This is a genomic window from Nocardia suismassiliense, assembly GCF_900269665.1.
Classification (GTDB): Bacteria; Actinomycetota; Actinomycetes; order Mycobacteriales; family Mycobacteriaceae; genus Nocardia; species Nocardia suismassiliense.
In genome coordinates this window covers 8,616,718-8,631,445 of record NZ_LT985361.1, presented here as the reverse complement: position 1 = coordinate 8,631,445, position 14,728 = coordinate 8,616,718, and the positions used below count along the sequence as shown (strand labels likewise).

The 14,728-nt window shown below is 67.9% G+C and carries 14 protein-coding genes; 6 read left to right on the top strand and 8 right to left on the bottom strand.

Annotated features, from left to right (window positions below; genetic code table 11):
* Window positions 1-28: 28 nt before the first annotated feature.
* From DBO33_RS38560 to DBO33_RS38550, 3 genes are read right to left on the bottom strand one after another with little or no spacing between them, the layout of a single operon-like run.
* Window positions 29-1,189, bottom strand: coding sequence for an acyl-CoA dehydrogenase family protein (locus DBO33_RS38560; protein ID WP_107659422.1), 1,161 nt, complete (start codon window positions 1,187-1,189; stop codon window positions 29-31).
* Window positions 1,186-3,273 carry an acetyl/propionyl/methylcrotonyl-CoA carboxylase subunit alpha gene (locus tag DBO33_RS38555; RefSeq protein WP_107660965.1) on the bottom strand — a complete coding sequence of 696 codons (2,088 nt, stop codon included), beginning with the start codon at window positions 3,271-3,273 and terminating at the stop codon, window positions 1,186-1,188. The genes DBO33_RS38560 and DBO33_RS38555 overlap by 4 nt, the downstream gene beginning before the upstream one ends.
* 5 nt (window positions 3,274-3,278) lie before the next feature.
* Window positions 3,279-4,877 (bottom strand): carboxyl transferase domain-containing protein, encoded by a 1,599-nt coding sequence (locus DBO33_RS38550; RefSeq protein WP_107659421.1) that lies wholly within the window; start codon window positions 4,875-4,877, stop codon window positions 3,279-3,281.
* Window positions 4,878-5,020: 143 nt separating this feature from the next.
* Between DBO33_RS38550 and DBO33_RS38545 the strand changes: the two genes are divergently transcribed.
* A complete protein-coding gene (locus DBO33_RS38545; RefSeq protein ID WP_107659420.1) occupies window positions 5,021-5,614 on the top strand; it encodes an SACE_7040 family transcriptional regulator in 594 nt (197 codons plus the stop codon).
* Between the two features lie 8 nt (window positions 5,615-5,622).
* Here the strand turns inward: DBO33_RS38545 and DBO33_RS38540 are convergent, their stop codons facing one another.
* Both DBO33_RS38540 and DBO33_RS38535 read right to left on the bottom strand, forming a co-directional pair.
* Window positions 5,623-6,369, bottom strand: coding sequence for a 3-hydroxybutyrate dehydrogenase (locus DBO33_RS38540; protein ID WP_107659419.1), 747 nt, complete (start codon window positions 6,367-6,369; stop codon window positions 5,623-5,625).
* Window positions 6,366-7,754: an MFS transporter gene (locus tag DBO33_RS38535; RefSeq protein WP_107660964.1), complete on the bottom strand. Its 1,389-nt coding sequence runs from the start codon at window positions 7,752-7,754 to the stop codon at window positions 6,366-6,368. Before DBO33_RS38535 ends, DBO33_RS38540 begins: the two co-directional genes overlap by 4 nt.
* Before the next feature lie 140 nt (window positions 7,755-7,894).
* On the opposite strand from DBO33_RS38535, the gene DBO33_RS38530 reads away from it, so the two are divergent.
* The gene (locus tag DBO33_RS38530) at window positions 7,895-8,821 is read left to right on the top strand and encodes a LysR family transcriptional regulator (RefSeq protein WP_199856887.1); all 927 of its coding nucleotides are present in this window, start codon (window positions 7,895-7,897) and stop codon (window positions 8,819-8,821) included.
* Here DBO33_RS38530 and DBO33_RS38525 read toward each other — a convergent pair.
* The 3 genes from DBO33_RS38525 to DBO33_RS38515 form a co-directional block, all read right to left on the bottom strand.
* Window positions 8,801-9,244, bottom strand: a complete 444-nt coding sequence (locus tag DBO33_RS38525) for a hypothetical protein (protein WP_107659418.1) — start codon at window positions 9,242-9,244, stop codon at window positions 8,801-8,803. The two genes, DBO33_RS38530 and DBO33_RS38525, sit on opposite strands and share 21 nt — an antisense overlap.
* A 62-nt stretch (window positions 9,245-9,306) precedes the next feature.
* Window positions 9,307-10,050: an ABC transporter ATP-binding protein gene (locus tag DBO33_RS38520; RefSeq protein WP_107659417.1), complete on the bottom strand. Its 744-nt coding sequence runs from the start codon at window positions 10,048-10,050 to the stop codon at window positions 9,307-9,309.
* 31 nt (window positions 10,051-10,081) lie between these two features.
* Window positions 10,082-11,140: an ABC transporter permease gene (locus tag DBO33_RS38515; RefSeq protein WP_107659416.1), complete on the bottom strand. Its 1,059-nt coding sequence runs from the start codon at window positions 11,138-11,140 to the stop codon at window positions 10,082-10,084.
* A 130-nt stretch (window positions 11,141-11,270) separates the two neighbouring features.
* Here DBO33_RS38515 and DBO33_RS38510 point away from each other — a divergent pair, with 130 nt between their 5' ends.
* The 4 genes from DBO33_RS38510 to cobM all read left to right on the top strand — a co-directional run bounded on the left by DBO33_RS38510 (window position 11,271) and on the right by cobM (window position 14,427).
* Window positions 11,271-12,467 carry a sensor histidine kinase gene (locus DBO33_RS38510; protein WP_107659415.1) on the top strand — a complete coding sequence of 399 codons (1,197 nt, stop codon included), beginning with the start codon at window positions 11,271-11,273 and terminating at the stop codon, window positions 12,465-12,467.
* Entirely contained in the window at window positions 12,464-13,081 is a 618-nt protein-coding gene (locus tag DBO33_RS38505; protein WP_107659414.1) for a response regulator transcription factor, read from the top strand. Before DBO33_RS38510 ends, DBO33_RS38505 begins: the two co-directional genes overlap by 4 nt.
* A 141-nt stretch (window positions 13,082-13,222) precedes the next feature.
* Window positions 13,223-13,648 carry a PPOX class F420-dependent oxidoreductase gene (locus DBO33_RS38500; protein ID WP_107659413.1) on the top strand — a complete coding sequence of 142 codons (426 nt, stop codon included), beginning with the start codon at window positions 13,223-13,225 and terminating at the stop codon, window positions 13,646-13,648.
* A 29-nt stretch (window positions 13,649-13,677) separates the two neighbouring features.
* Window positions 13,678-14,427, top strand: a complete 750-nt coding sequence (gene cobM, locus DBO33_RS38495) for a precorrin-4 C(11)-methyltransferase (protein ID WP_107659412.1) — start codon at window positions 13,678-13,680, stop codon at window positions 14,425-14,427.
* Window positions 14,428-14,728 lie beyond the last annotated feature (301 nt).

Below are 14,728 nucleotides of genomic sequence, written 5' to 3'. Positions count from 1 at the left end.
ACCCGGCGCAAGCCATCGGTCAAGTCCGTCACAGCCCGAGCTCCCGTCCGATCAGCATCAACTGCACCTCCGTTGTGCCCTCACCGATTTCGAGGATCTTGCTGTCCCGGTAGTGCCGGGCCACCGGGTATTCGTTCATGAAGCCGTAGCCGCCGAAGATCTGGGTAGCGTCCCGGGAATTGTCCATCGCCGCCTCGCTGGCCACCAGTTTGGCGATGGAGGCCTGCTTCTTGAACGGCTTGCCCGCCAGCATCAGTGCCGCGGCGTCATAGTAGGCGGTGCGCGCCGTATGGGCGCGCGCTTCCATTCTGCCGATCTTGAAGGCGATGGCCTGGTTACGGCCGATGGCCTGGCCGAACGCCTCGCGTTCCTTCGCGTAGCGCACGCTCTCGTCGACGCAGCCCTGCGCGGCGCCGACCGCGAGCGCCGCGATGGCGATCCGGCCCTCGTCGAGGATGCGCAGGAAGTTCGCGTAGCCGCGGCCGCGCTCGCCGAGCAGGTTGTCCTGCGGCACCCGGACGTCGGTGAAACTCAGCGGGTGGGTGTCCGAGGCGTTCCAGCCGACCTTGTTGTAGGCGGGTTCGGCGACGAACCCGGGGGTGTCGGTCGGCACCAGGATGGTGGAGATCTCCTTCTTGCCGCCGACCTCGCCGGTCACCGCGGTCACCGTGACCAGCGTGGTGATGTCGGTGCCGGAGTTGGTGATGAACTGCTTGCTGCCGTTGATGACCCACTCGCCGCTGTCGGCGATGGCGGTGGTCCGGGTGCCGCCCGCGTCGCTGCCCGCGCCGGGCTCGGTGAGCCCGAAGGCAGCGAGGGCCCGGCCGCTGGTCAGCTGCGGCAACCACTCGAGCTTCTGCTTGTCGTTGCCGTAGCGGTAGATGGGCATCGCGCCGAGGGAGACGCCGGCCTCCAGCGTGATGGCCACGCTCTGGTCGACCTTGCCGAGCTCCTCCAGGGCCAGGCACAGCGCGAAGTAGTCGCCGCCCATGCCGCCGTACTCCTCCGGGAACGGCAGGCCGAACAGGCCCATCTCGGCCATGCCCGCGACCACCTCGTACGGGAAGGTGTGGTTCGCGTCGTGCTCGGCGGCCACCGGGGCGACCACCGTTCGCGCGAAATCGCGCACCGTCATCGCCAGATCGCGGTACTCCTGCGGCAGTGCGCCGGTGGACAGGAAGTCGGTCATGCTTGGTTTCCTTCTGGCTCGGCGGTATTCGAGTCTTCCCCGGCCTTCCGGCCTGCGCCGGAATCGGGTGGCGACGCCGGCTCTTCGGCGGCGGGCGTCGCGATGATGCGGGCGAGTACCTGGTCCAGTCGCACCTGAGTGCCTGGTGCGACGAGGATTTCGACGGTTCCGGCGATCGGAGCGGTGAGCGAATGCTCCATCTTCATCGCCTCCACGATGACGATGGGCGCGCCGGCCGCGACGGTGGCACCGTTGTCCACCTGCAGCGCGATCACCGAACCCGGCATGGGGCTGGTGATCTCGGCGTCACCGACATGCTCGGTCGTACCGCGCACGCTGGCCTCGGCCACTTCGCGCAGCATGGCGATGCCGGTGGGTCCGGCCAGCCACAGGTGCCCGTCGTGTTCGGCGACCCGGTATTCCTGCCGGATGCCGTCCAGGGTCAGCGTCAGCACGTTCTCAACGAAAGCCGCTGTGAGTGAGAGGGATTGGCCGTCGTCGATACGAGCGGTCGCGTCGGCGGGGGAGCCGGTGAGGTACACGTGCTCGATGCGGTCGCCGCCGGCCAGCCGGATCGGGGTCGGCGCGGCGTCGCCGATGCGCCAGCCGGACGGAACCTGCCAGGGATCGTCCGGGGTGGTCGGCCAGCGTCGCAGCCACCGGTAAGCGGCCGCGGCCAGGAACATCTCGTCATCGACGGGGGCCGGCTGGAAGTCGGCGACCCGGCGATCCAGCAGGCCGGTATCCAGCTGTCCCGCAGCGACATTCGGGTCAGCCAGCAGGAAGCGCAGGAACTCGATATTGGTGGTCACCCCGAGCAGCACCGTATCGCCCAGTGCCCGATCGAGTTTCGCGATCGCGGAGGTCCGGTCGGCGCCGTGCGTGATGACCTTCGCCAGCATCGGGTCGTAGTCGCTGCCGACCACGGTGCCGGTGCGCAGGCCCGAATCCACCCGGACCCCGGTGCCTTCCGGCTCGCACAGGTCGAGCACCGTGCCGCCGGTCGGCAGGAACCCGCGACCGGGATCCTCGGCGTACACCCTGGCCTCGATGGCGTGCCCGATCATCCGGATCTCGTCCTGCTCCACCGCGAGCTTCTGCCCGGCCGCGACCCGGACCTGGCACTCCACCAGGTCGACGCCGGTGACCAGCTCGGTGACCGGATGCTCCACCTGCAGGCGGGGATTCATCTCCATGAAGAAGAACTCGTCCGGCCGGTCGGCGGAGACGATGAACTCGACCGTGCCCGCGCCGACATAGTCGACGCTGCGCGCGGTATTGCAGGCGGCCGCGCCGATCCTGGCCCTGGTCGCCGCGTCGAGCAGCGGGGACGGCGCCTCCTCGATCACCTTCTGGTGCCTGCGCTGCAGGCTGCACTCGCGTTCGCCCAGGTGCAGCACGTTGCCGAACTGGTCGGCCAGGACCTGCACCTCGATGTGCCGGGGGCGGGTGACGAAGCGCTCCAGGAACAGCGTGTCGTCGCCGAACGCCGCGGCGGCCTCGCGACGCGCGCTGAGCAGCGCTTCCGGCAGCCGCGCGGGGTCCTCGACCAGCCGCATGCCCTTGCCGCCACCACCGGCGGAGGGCTTCACCAGCACCGGGTAGCCCACCTCGTGGGCCGCCTCGATCAGGTCGGCGTCGGTCAGGCCGGGCCTGGCGATGCCCGGCACCACCGGCACGTTGAACGCGGAGACGGTGTTCTTCGCCGCGATCTTGTCGCCCATCACCTCGATCGCCCGGGCGGGCGGGCCGAGGAAGACGATGCCCGCGTCCGCGAGCGCGGCGGCGAAAGCGGCGTTCTCGGAAAGGAATCCGTACCCTGGGTGCACCGCCTGTGCGCCGGTGCGTACGGCGGCGTCCACCACCTTGTCGATCGCGAGATAGCTGTCGCGGGCGGCGGCCGGACCGAGCCGCACCGCGGTATCGGCCTCGTGCACATGCCTGGCGTCGGCGTCGGCGTCGCTGTAGACCGCGACCGAGCGAATGCCCATGGCGCGCAACGTGCGAATGACGCGCACCGCGATCTCGCCGCGGTTGGCCACGAGCACGGTGTCGAAGCCGACGGGATGAGATTTGTTCAGCATCAGAGTCACATCCGGAAGACGCCGTAGGAAACGGGCTCGAGCGGCGCCTGGGCGCAGACCGAGAGGGCGAGCCCGAGAACAGTTCTGGTGTCGGCGGGGTCGATCACGCCGTCATCCCAGAGCCGGGCCGTCGAATAGTAGGGATTGCCTTGGCTTTCGTACTGGTCGCGGATCGGCGCCTTGAACGCCTCCTCGTCCTCGGCCGACCACGGCTGCCCCGAGCTGTCGAGCTGATCGCCGCGCACCGTCGCCAGGACGGAGGCGGCCTGCTCGCCGCCCATCACCGAGATCCTGGCATTGGGCCACATCCACAGGAAGCGCGGCGAATACGCGCGACCGCACATCGAGTAGTTGCCTGCGCCGTACGAACCGCCGATCACCACGGTCAGCTTCGGCACCCGCGCGCAGGCCACCGCGGTGACCATCTTGGCGCCGTGCTTGGCGATGCCCCCGGCCTCGTAGTCGCGACCGACCATGAATCCGGTGATGTTCTGCAGGAACAGCAGCGGAATCTTGCGCTTGTCGCACAGCTCGATGAAGTGCGCGCCCTTCATGGCGGATTCGCTGAACAGCACGCCGTTGTTGGCCACGATGCCGACCGGGTGGCCGTGGATGCGCGCGAAACCGGTGACGAGCGTCTTGCCGTATTCGGCCTTGAACTCGTGGAAGGCGCTGTCCCCGTGCGGGTCTCCGTCGACGAGCCGGGCGATCACCTCGCGGACGTCGTACGGCGTGCGCAGATCCACCGGCACCACGTCGTACAACTCCGACTCGGGTGCGGCGGGCGCGACCGTCGGCAGCACCTCCCACGGGCTCGCCGGACGCGGGCCGAGGGTCGCGACGATGCGGCGCACGATGCGCAACGCGTCCCGGTCGTCCTCGGCCAGATGGTCGGTGACACCCGATGTGCGCGAATGCAGTTCGCCGCCGCCGAGTTCCTCCGCGGTGACCACCTCGCCGGTCGCCGCCTTCACCAGCGGCGGGCCGCCGAGGAAGATGGTGCCCTGATTGCGCACGATCACCGCCTCGTCGCTCATCGCGGGCACGTACGCGCCGCCCGCGGTGCAGGAACCGAGCACCGCGGCGATCTGCGGAATCCCCTTGGCGCTCATGGTCGCCTGGTTGTAGAAGATGCGCCCGAAGTGCTCGCGGTCCGGGAACACCTCGTCCTGCTCGGGCAGGTAGGCGCCGCCGGAATCGACCAGATACAGGCAGGGCAGCTGGTTCTGCAGCGCGATCTCCTGCGCGCGCAGATGCTTCTTCACCGTCATCGGGTAGTAGGTGCCGCCCTTGACGGTGGCGTCGTTGGCCACGATCACGCACTCACGGCCGGACACCCGGCCGATCCCGGTGATGATGCCGGCGCCGGGAGATTCGTCGCCGTACATCCCGGTCGCGGCCAAGGGGGAGAGCTCGAGGAATGGGCTGCCGGGGTCGAGCAGCTGATCCACCCGCTCGCGCGGCAGCAGTTTGCCGCGCGCCACATGGCGGTCCCTGGCCTTCACAGGTCCGCCGAGCGCCGCGGCGGCGAGCCGGGCGCTCAGGTCGTCCACCAGCGCCTTGTGGGCGACTCGGTTGTCGACGGCCTCTTCGGTAACGGTCATGACGTGATCCTCTGGGTCATCGTCGCGGAGCGACTCAATGAGGGTGGTGGGCTGGCTACGGGTGCGCCAGTTAGTCGCCGATAACTGGAATCCAGGTTAATCTTGGTTAACCGAGATGTCCAGATTTGGCGAAAGGAGCGCGTGTGACCAGCACTGACCCCGTCACGCTCACCCGCCGCGAACAGCTGAAGGCGCAGCGACGGCAGCAGCTCCTCGACGCAGGAGCGCGGCTCATCGCGGACCGCGGGTTCCTCGGCATGCGCTTGGACGACCTCGGTGCGGCCGTCGGAATCAGCGGGCCCGCCGTCTACCGCCACTTCCCGAACAAGGAAGCGCTGCTGGTGGAGCTGCTCGTCGGCGTAAGTCAGCGGCTGCTCGACGGTGGCAAGGCGGTGGTCGCGCGCACCGCCGGTCCGGCCGAGGCGCTGGACGGTCTCGTCGACTTCCACCTGGACTTCGCGCTCGGCGATCCCGAGCTGATCCGTATCCAGGACCGCGACCTCGAGAACGTGCCCGCCGCCGCCCGCCGGGAGCTACGCCGCACCCAGCGCCAGTACGTGGAAATCTGGGTCACCGTGCTGCGCGACCTGCACCCCGGGCTACCCGAGGAGACGGCGCGGGTGCAGGCCCACGCCGCCTTCGGACTGATCAACTCCACGCCACACAGCGCGACCACGGCGACCGCCGCGCGCGCCAGGCCGATCCTGCGCCGGATGGCGCTGTCCGCCCTGGGGTGAAGGCTCGATCATCGAGCGCTCCACCCACCGTCCATGGTGTAACTCGCGCCGGTCACCATGCCCGCGTCCGCCGACGCGAGCCAACCCACCAGTGCGGCAACCTCTTCCGGTTCGACCAGCCGTTTGATCGCGCTCTCGGTGAGCAGGATCTTCTCCAGCACTTCCTGCTCGGGGATGTCGTGCGCCTTGGCTTGATCGGCGATCTGCTTGTCCACCAACGGGGTTCGCACGTAGCCGGGGCTGACGCAGTTGCTGGTGACGCCGTGCCTGCCGCCCTCCAGCGCGGTGACCTTGGACAGGCCCTCCAGGCCGTGCTTGGCGGTCACGTAGGCGGACTTGTACTCCGAAGCCCGGATCCCGTGCACCGACGAGATATTGATGATCCGGCCGAAGCCCTGCCGGTACATGTGCGGCAGGGCCGCCCGGATGAGCAGGAACGGCGCCTCGACCATCAGGGTGAGCAGGTTCCGGAACTGCTGCGGTGCGAAGTCCTCGATCGGGCTGATGCTCTGCACCCCGGCGTTGTTCACCAGGATGTCTACCTCGAGGTCGAGCGTTTCGAGTGCCTCGACATCGAGAAGGTCTACCGCCCAGGGCTTTCCGCCGAGCTCGCGGGCCAGCGCCTTGGCGCCCACATCATCGATATCGGCGATGGTGACCAGTGCGCCACGGGCGCACAGCTCCCGCGCGCAGGCGGCGCCGATGCCACTGGCGCCGCCCGTGATCAGTGCGGAACGGCCGGTCAGGTCGCTCATTTGGCGGCCACCGGGGCGGGCTGCGCGGCTAGGTACTCGGCATCGGCGAGGTCGATGCTTTCCAAGGTGACACCTTTCGTTTCCCGGGCGAACAGCACCGCGAACGCGGTGATCGCCGCGGCGATGGCCAGGTAGATCGCGATGGGTACCGCGGACTTGTAGGTGTTGAGCAGCCGGACGGCGATGATCGGCGCGAGCGATCCGGCCACGATCGAGGTGACCTGATAGCCGAGGGACACACCGGAATAGCGCATCCGGGTCGGGAACATCTCCGCCATGATCGCGGGCTGCCCGGCGTACATCATCGCGTGGAACACCAGGCCCATGATGATGGCGAACATGATGAGTCCGTAGTGCCCGCTGTCCATCATCGGGAAGGCGAAGAAGCCCCAGGTGCCCGCAGTGAGCGCGCCGACCAGATACACCGGTCGCCTGCCGAACCGGTCGGAGAACCAGCCGGCCACCGGGACCGCCAGGAAATGCACGGCGTGTGCGGCGAGCAGCCACCAGAGGATGACCGAGGTGTCGACGTGCACCTGCACCTTGAGATAGGTGATGGTGAACGTGACCACCAGGTAGTACAGGATGTTCTCACCGAAACGCAGCCCCATGGCGGTGAGCACGCCGCGCGGGTACCGCTTGACCACCTCGACCACGCTGAGCGAGGTCGCCTTGATCTTCTCCACTTCCTGTTGCGCGGCAACGAAAATGGGGGCGTCGGTGACCTTGGTGCGGATGTAGTAGCCGACGAGCACCACCACCGCCGACAGCCAGAACGCCACGCGCCAGCCCCAGCTGAGGAAGGCGGCATCGGAGAGCCAGGTGGTCAGGATCAGCAGCACCGCCGTCGCGAGCAGGTTGCCCATCGGTACGCCCGCTTGCGGCCAGCTCGCCCAGAAGCCGCGGCTGCGACTCGGACTGTGTTCGGCCACCAGCAGCACCGCGCCGCCCCATTCACCACCGACCGCGAAGCCCTGGATGAAGCGCAGGGTGACCAGCAGTGCCGGCGCCCAGTAACCGATCTGGCCGAACGTCGGCAGGCAGCCCATCAGAAAGGTGGAGGCGCCCACCAGGATCAGGCTGAATTGCAGCAGCTTCTTGCGGCCGTACTTGTCGCCGAAATGCCCGAAGACGATGCCGCCCAACGGGCGTGCGGCGAAACCGACCGCGTAGGTGACGAAGGCGGCGAGGATCGCGTCCAGATCGCTGGTGCCCTTGGCGAAGAACACCTTGCTGAACACCAGCGTCGCGGCCGTGCCGTAGAGGAAGAACTCATACCACTCGACGACCGTGCCTGCCATCGACGCGGCTACCACCCGTCTCAAGCCGGTCGGCACCCCGCCGGGCTCGCCGCCCGTAGGCCTGAATGCACTGCGCACGCTCATCGAACTCTCCTTCGTGCCGGGGGTCACACCGCGATAGAGATGTGATGGCCCCCACAAATCTCGGCTGCAACGAAGTATTAGTGCAGATGCGTGTGACCGCAATGACTAGTTGTGCAGTAGCTATCTGCGATGATGCAGATATGAGGGATGTGTCATCTGGGTCGGCCCGGCGGCCGAGCGCGGATGACCTCCTGGTTCTGCTGGCCGTCGGCCGGTCCGGGCGCTTCGTATCCGCAGCCGAAGAACTCGGCATCAACCACACGACCATCTCCCGGCGCATCGCCGCACTGGAACACACGCTCGGCGGCCGGGTGCTGACCCGAGCGGCCGGCGGCTGGGAGCTCACCGAACTCGGCCGGGAGGCGTTGGCGGCAGCCGAGGTCGTCGAGTCGGCCGTCAAGTCACTGGCCGCCGACGCCGACGGCAGCCGAGTTCTCGAAGGCGTGGTGCGCATCTCGGCAACCGACGGCTTCAGCGCCTACCTCGCCGCCCCCGCCGCCGCCGACGTGCAACGCCAACACCCCAAGATCACCGTCGAAATCGTGGCAACCACCAGACGCGCATCCACCCAGCGCTCCGGCCTGGACCTCGAGGTAGTCGTCGGCGAACCCCAAGTCCACCGCGCCACCGCCACCCGCCTAGCCGACTACTGCCTCGGCCTCTACGCCGCCCGAGACTATCTGCGCGAACACGGCTCCCCAGCCCGCGTCGAAGACCTCGTCCACCACCCCCTCGTCTACTTCATCGACTCCATGCTCCAAGTCGACGACCTCGACCTCGCCTCCAGCTTCGCCCCCACCATGCGCGAATCAGTAACCTCGACAAACGTTTTCGTCCACGTAGAAGCCACCCGAGCCGCCGCAGGCATCGGCCTGCTCCCCTGCTTCATGGCCGACCGCCACCCCGACCTCACCCGAGTCCTCCCCGAAGCCGTCTCCGTCAAACTCGCCTACTGGCTCGTAGCCCGGGCGGAAACCCTCCGCCGCCCCGAAGTAGCCGCCTTCGTAGACGCCCTCCGCGCCAAGGTCCACCGCGAGCGAAGCGCCCTACTCGGCGTCGGCAAATAGATCCTGATCAGGTAGGTGGCCGGCGAAAACCTCTTCTACGGAGGCGGCGCTGGCAGCACGGCGGAGGAACATATCGAGATAGTCGATGTCGAGATGGCAGAGGGATGTGCAGGCCTTTGCCAGCGCCCGACTTTCGGACGAGGCGAGTAGGCCTCTCGATTCGAGGGTGACCAGTAGCGCATCGGTTTGTCCCCAGGCGTAGAAGAAGCGCGAGAAGGGAGCGTGGAATTTGTGGACTCGGTTCCGCAAGGGGGCCTCCAAGCAAGCGTTGGCTGGTTGGGGTACTTCGTTGTCCAGCACGGTTGTTAGTAGCTCGGCGGCCAGCTGAGGGCGTCGCCGGAACAGGTCGATGAATATCTCGAGAAATGGGCTGGGCATGAACGGAAAATAGCAGTAGCCAGAGACAGGGAAATGAGTGGTCATCACGCCTGGCTTGGAACGAATTACATTGGAACGTTGCAGTTTTGGTGATTCGCGTCTGGAATCTATGAGGTTGCGGGGGTGGTTTGGGTGAGGTGGCCGTCGACCATTTGGTAGACGGCGTTCATGCGGTGGAGGTGGGTTTGGTCGTGGGTTACCAGGAGGGTGGCGGCGTGGTGGTTGCGGGCTACGGTGAGGATGAGATCGATTATGGCGGCGCCTCTTTCGGTGTCGAGGGCGCTGGGTGGTTCGTCGATTACCAGTAGGGATGGGTTGTTCATCAGGGCTCGGGCGATGTTGACGCGTTGGCGTTGGCCGCCGGAGAGTTGGGCGGGGCGTTTGGAGTGCTGGTCGGCTAGACCGACTGATTCGAGTAGTTCTGTTGCCTTGGTGTGGGTTTCGCGGCGCTGCTTCGCGGAGGTAAAGGTGCGTTGACCGAGGTGGGTCATTACCTCTAGTTGTTCTAGGGCGGTCAGGGCGGGGATTAGGTTTGGTTGTTGGAAGACGATGCCGATGGACGAGCGGCGGAGGGTGGCGGCTTCGCGGCGGGTGAGGGTGGCGAGATCGGTGGTGCCGGTGGGGGTTTGCAGGGTGATGTGGCCGGAGTCGGGGCGGATGAGGGTGGCGGCGGTGGCGAGGAGGCTGGATTTGCCGGAGCCGGAGGGGCCGGTGATGGCGGCTACGGAGCCGCCGGTGACGTGCAGGCTCACTCGGTCCAGGGCGGTGAGGCGGCTGGTGCCGTCGGGGTAGGTGAGGGTTACGTCGGTGATGTCGAGGGCGGTGGTGGTGCGGGTGGTGGTGGTTGTCATCTCGGAAACTCCAGTGGCTCAGTGCTTATGGTCAGCGGCCCGCGCCCAGGGCGGTCAGTGGGTCGGTGGTGAAGAGGAAGCGGAGGGCGAAGGCGGCGCCGAGTAGGCCGAGCACGATCAGTGCCAGCGCGGGCAGCAGGGTGGTTGCGGGGCTCAGTACGAAGGGGAGGGCGTCGCCCATGAAAGCGGCTGCCGCAGTGGTGATGCCGAGTCCGGCGGCGACGCCGGCGGTCAAGACGATCGCGGCTTGGGCGAGGGCGTCGCGGACCAGGGAGCCGGAGGTGGCGCCGAGGGCTTTGAGGGTGGCGATGTCGGGCATGCGCTGGACGGTCCAGACGGTGAAGAATGCGCCGATCACCAGGGCTGAGATGGCGAAGAGCAGCACTGTCATCAGGGTCAGTGAGCCGTTCTCGGCTTCGTAGGCGCTGAGGGCGGAGAGTGCGCCGGACGAGCTGGTGGTCTGGGTGTGTGCGGTGGCGTTCACTGCCGCCTGGTCTGCGACGCCGGACACTGCGAGCACGGTGGCCGCGCCCGAGCGTGGGCTCATCGCCTGCCAATCGGACAGGGTCGTCCACACCACCGGTGTGTGGCTGTACCAGTCGTCCCCGTGCACCCCGGCCACGGTGAAAGCGCGGCCACCGATAGTCACGGAATCGCCCGCGCCCGCACCGAGATCCTTGGCGGCGCCGGTGCTGAGCACCACGGTGCCGTTCTCGGTTGCCGATCGGTTGCCGAAAGCTGTTCCGGTGGTACCGAAGAACGCGACCTGCACCGACGCTCGTCCGCTCGGATCGACCTTGCCGTGGCTGATGCCGATCGGGTCGACGGTGCCGCTCGGGCCGGCCGCGGCTTGCCACGAGGCGATTTGCTCCGCAGTGAGCGAGGAGGCGTCGAAGGACGGCGCGGCACCGGTGTCGGCGAAGACGACGGTATCGCCGGGCAGTGATTCGACGGCGGAGATGTTCTGGTGCGCGAGCCCCGCCGTGAGCCCGCTCAGGAAACTCACGAGCAGCGCCACCAGGGTGACGACCAGCGTGATGAGCAGGAAGCGGCCGCGGGCGGCGCGCAGGTCTCGCAGTGCTACGAACATGCCTTCACTGTTCCGCGTGGCGGGCCTGCGGCCATCGCGCGCGGGAAGGAAAGGCGCACCATCGAACGGTGGGTGGCGTTTTACACCTTTCGATGGATGCCCGTCCGGTTGCCGCACATAAGCTGGCAAGGTGCACTCGTCACCGCTCACCCCCGTCTTCACCGCGCTGCGGCTCGGACTGCATGTGCTGGTGACGGCGTTGGCGGTGGTGATCGCCGTGCGGGCGCTGCTGCCAGGGGCGCCGCATCCGATCCCGGTGGTGGCGTTGACGGCGGGTTTCCTGCTGACGTACTTCGCGGGCCACCTACTGAGCACACGCCGCGGCGGCATCGCAATCTGGTTGATCGCCCTGACCGGATGGTGGCTCGGCCTGGTCCTGCTCGCTCCCGACGCCGGTTACCTGGCCTTCGGGCTGTTCTTCCTTTACCTGCATCTACTCCCGCGTCCATGGAGCCTGCTCGCCGTGGCGGCTGCCACGGTCATCGCGGTTGTGGGGTTCGGGGCGCACCGGGGCTGGTCGGTAGCGGGCGCGATCGGCCCGATTCTCGGCGCGGCGGTCGCCGTCGGCATCGGCCTCGGCTACCAGGCGCTGTTCCGCGAGTCCGCCGAACGACAGCGGCTGATCGATGAATTGCTCAGTACCCGAGCGATACTCGCGGATCAGGAACGAACGGCGGGCAAGCTGTCCGAGCGTGAACGCTTGGCCAAGGAGATCCACGACACCGTGGCCCAGGGGTTGAGCAGCATTCAACTGCTGCTGCACGCCGCGGAGCAATCGGCACCGGATCACCCCGCGCTGCAACGGATTCAGTTGGCCAGGGAGACCGCTGCGGAGAACCTCGCCGAAACCCGCAGGCTCATCGCGGAATTGGCCCCGGCCGCGCTGGACGGTCAGTCACTGGCTCAGGCATTGGAACGAATCTGCCTGCGCGCCAACACTTCCACGCTCGCCACTCAACTGGTGGTCGAAGGCACACCCGAGCGACTGCCGATGCCGGTAGAGGCCGCATTGGTACGCATCGCGCAGGGCGCGGTCTCGAATGTGGTGCAGCACGCCGAGGCCGCCCGCATGCGATTGACGCTGACCTACGCCGACGCCGAGGTCCTGCTCGACGTGGTGGACGACGGAGTGGGTATCGCCCCTGACGTCCTCGCGCATCCACCGTCCGGCTCGTTCGGTCTGGCCGCCATGCGGTCGCGCGTCGAGCAACAGGGCGGCACCATGGCGGTGGAGTCGGAACCGGGCCACACCGCGGTCACCGTCTCCTTCCCCCTCGAACCCGCCGCACCCGAACCGGATTCGGCCCGACCGGGAGAGCACGCATGATCCGCCTGCTGCTGGCCGACGACCACGCCATCGTGCGCGCGGGCCTGCGCGCACTGCTCGACGGCGGCGACGACATCACGGTTGTCGGCGATGTGCCCACCGGCGAGGCGGCCGTCGCGTTCTGCGCGACCACCCCGGTGGATCTGGTGCTGATGGACCTGAGCTTCGGCCCGGGCCGCTCCGGCGCGGACGCCACCGCCGAGCTGCGCGCGCTGCCGCAGCCGCCGAATGTCTTGGTGGTCACCAACTACGACACCGACGCCGACATCCTCGGCGCCATCGAAGCCGGCGCCTGCGGCTACATCCTGAAGGACACTCCACCCACCGAACTGCTCGCCGCCGTCCGCGCGGCGGCCGCGGGGGAGAGCGTGCTGTCGCCCGCGGTCGCCTCGAAACTGATGACCCGGGTGCGCCGCGCCGACACCACCCTGAGCTCCCGCGAGATCGAGGTGCTCCGGCTGGTCGCCGACGGCCGCGCCAACCGGGAGATCGCCAAGGAACTGTTCCTCAGCGAAACCACCGTCAAGTCCCACCTGGTGCACATCTACGCGAAACTCGGTGTCCGCTCCCGCACCTCGGCCGTCGCCCGCGCCCGCGAACAAGGTGCGATCTGAGATATGCCGCCGGTGCTGTGTGCGGCGAGTACGACCGCGCCGCCGATCTGCCGTCGCGCTGGCCGTAACGCATGGCAAGCCCTCGCGACATGCGCCCGCCGGTGCGCCGTCCAACCCTCCGCCTGCCCCTAGGGTGAAGCAATGGCTTCCCTCTCGGATCCCCAGGTGCGCGAGTTCCTCTCCGCAGGCACGCGGACGGGCAAGGTGGCGTTCGTCGCCGCCGACGGCCGCCCGATGGTGACGCCCGTCTGGTTCGTGCTCGACGGTGAAGAGTTGGTGTTCAACACCGGCAAGGACACCGCCAAGGGCAGGGCGTTCGCGCGCGACGGCCGCATCGCGGTGATCGTCGATGTCGAGGCGATGCCGTACCCCTCGGTGCAGGTGCAGGGCACCGTGACCCTGTCCGAGGACCCCGAAGAACTGCTGCGCACCGCCACCGAGATCGGCGGCCGCTACATGGGCGCCGACCGGGCCGAGGAATTCGGCAAGCGCAACGGCGTGCCCGGCGAACTCGTCGTCCGTCTGCGGCCGACCAAGGTGATCGCGCACTTCGACACGACGGGCTGACGCATCCCGCGCTGAATACACTCACCCGCATGACCGTGCACTTCATCGGGGCCGGGCCGGGTGCGGCCGATCTGCTGACCCTGCGCGCGGTCGCCCTGCTGCAAAAGTCGCCGGTGTGCCTGTACGCGGGCACCTACCTCGACCCCGAGGTGCTCGGGCACTGCGCCCCCGGCGCCGAACTGATCGATACCCAGCACCTCGACCTCGACCAGATCACCGAACACCTGGTGCGCGCCACCGAATCCGGCAAAGACGTGGCCCGGCTGTGTTCGGGTGACCCGTCGCTCTACTCCGCGCTCACCGAACAGACCCGCAGGCTGGACGCGCACGGCATCGCCTGGGACGTCACTCCCGGCGTGCCCGCCTACGCCGCCGCGGCCGCACTGCTCGGCACCGAACTCACCGTCCCCGAGGTGGTGCAGTCGGTCGTACTGACCCGCACCCAGGCCCGCTCGACCGCGATGCCGGACACCGAGGCGCTGGTCAATTTCGCGGCGACCGGCGCCACCCTCGTGCTGCACCTGGCGATCACCCGCATCCGCACGCTGGCCGCCGAGCTCGTCGCCGACTACGGCCCGGACTGCCCGGTCGCCGTCGTGTACCGCGCCAGCCAGCCCGACCAGCTGATCCTGCGCGGCACCCTCGCCGACATCGCCGATCAGGTCGAGGCCGCCGGGCTGCGTCAGGCCGCGGTCATCCTGGTCGGCCGGGCGCTGGCAGACCCGGTGTCGTGTGCGCAATCCCACCTCTCCGACCCGGCGCGCGTGCGCGATCGGTGACCCGCCGCATCTCCGGCGCAGCGCGTCGCGCAGGATGTGAGGTCTGCAACATGAGGACCGCAAATTACTGACACCTCTACTGCCTGTGATGATGTCCGTCGGCTATCGAGGTTGGTTGGTTCGGTGCCGCCGACGACGGTAGATTGGTTCGGTGATCTGTAGCGAGGTTCCCGGCATCGCCGGTCGGCGGGTAGTGGGCGCGGTCGCGCCTATGTAACAAGGTCACCCTGGCGGACAGATAGTGCCAATGAGCTTTTTTGCCTGATTGATTATGAGAATTGAACCCCGAGACGCGGGCGCC

What these genes read in the sequence shown, in the direction of transcription:
- DBO33_RS38550 (WP_107659421.1), bottom strand. Translation starts at nt 4,877, where the DNA reads ATGACCGTTACCGAAGAGGCCGTCGACAACCGAGTCGCCCACAAGGCG.
- DBO33_RS38535 (WP_107660964.1), bottom strand. Translation starts at nt 7,754, where the DNA reads ATGAGCGTGCGCAGTGCATTCAGGCCTACGGGCGGCGAGCCCGGCGGG.
- cobM (WP_107659412.1), top strand. Translation starts at nt 13,678, where the DNA reads ATGACCGTGCACTTCATCGGGGCCGGGCCGGGTGCGGCCGATCTGCTG.
- DBO33_RS38530 (WP_199856887.1), top strand. Translation starts at nt 7,895, where the DNA reads ATGAGGGATGTGTCATCTGGGTCGGCCCGGCGGCCGAGCGCGGATGAC.
- DBO33_RS38560 (WP_107659422.1), bottom strand. Translation starts at nt 1,189, where the DNA reads ATGACCGACTTCCTGTCCACCGGCGCACTGCCGCAGGAGTACCGCGAT.
- DBO33_RS38525 (WP_107659418.1), bottom strand. Translation starts at nt 9,244, where the DNA reads ATGACCACTCATTTCCCTGTCTCTGGCTACTGCTATTTTCCGTTCATG.
- DBO33_RS38505 (WP_107659414.1), top strand. Translation starts at nt 12,464, where the DNA reads ATGATCCGCCTGCTGCTGGCCGACGACCACGCCATCGTGCGCGCGGGC.
- DBO33_RS38540 (WP_107659419.1), bottom strand. Translation starts at nt 6,369, where the DNA reads ATGAGCGACCTGACCGGCCGTTCCGCACTGATCACGGGCGGCGCCAGT.
- DBO33_RS38555 (WP_107660965.1), bottom strand. Translation starts at nt 3,273, where the DNA reads ATGCTGAACAAATCTCATCCCGTCGGCTTCGACACCGTGCTCGTGGCC.
- DBO33_RS38500 (WP_107659413.1), top strand. Translation starts at nt 13,223, where the DNA reads ATGGCTTCCCTCTCGGATCCCCAGGTGCGCGAGTTCCTCTCCGCAGGC.
- DBO33_RS38520 (WP_107659417.1), bottom strand. Translation starts at nt 10,050, where the DNA reads ATGACAACCACCACCACCCGCACCACCACCGCCCTCGACATCACCGAC.
- DBO33_RS38515 (WP_107659416.1), bottom strand. Translation starts at nt 11,140, where the DNA reads ATGTTCGTAGCACTGCGAGACCTGCGCGCCGCCCGCGGCCGCTTCCTG.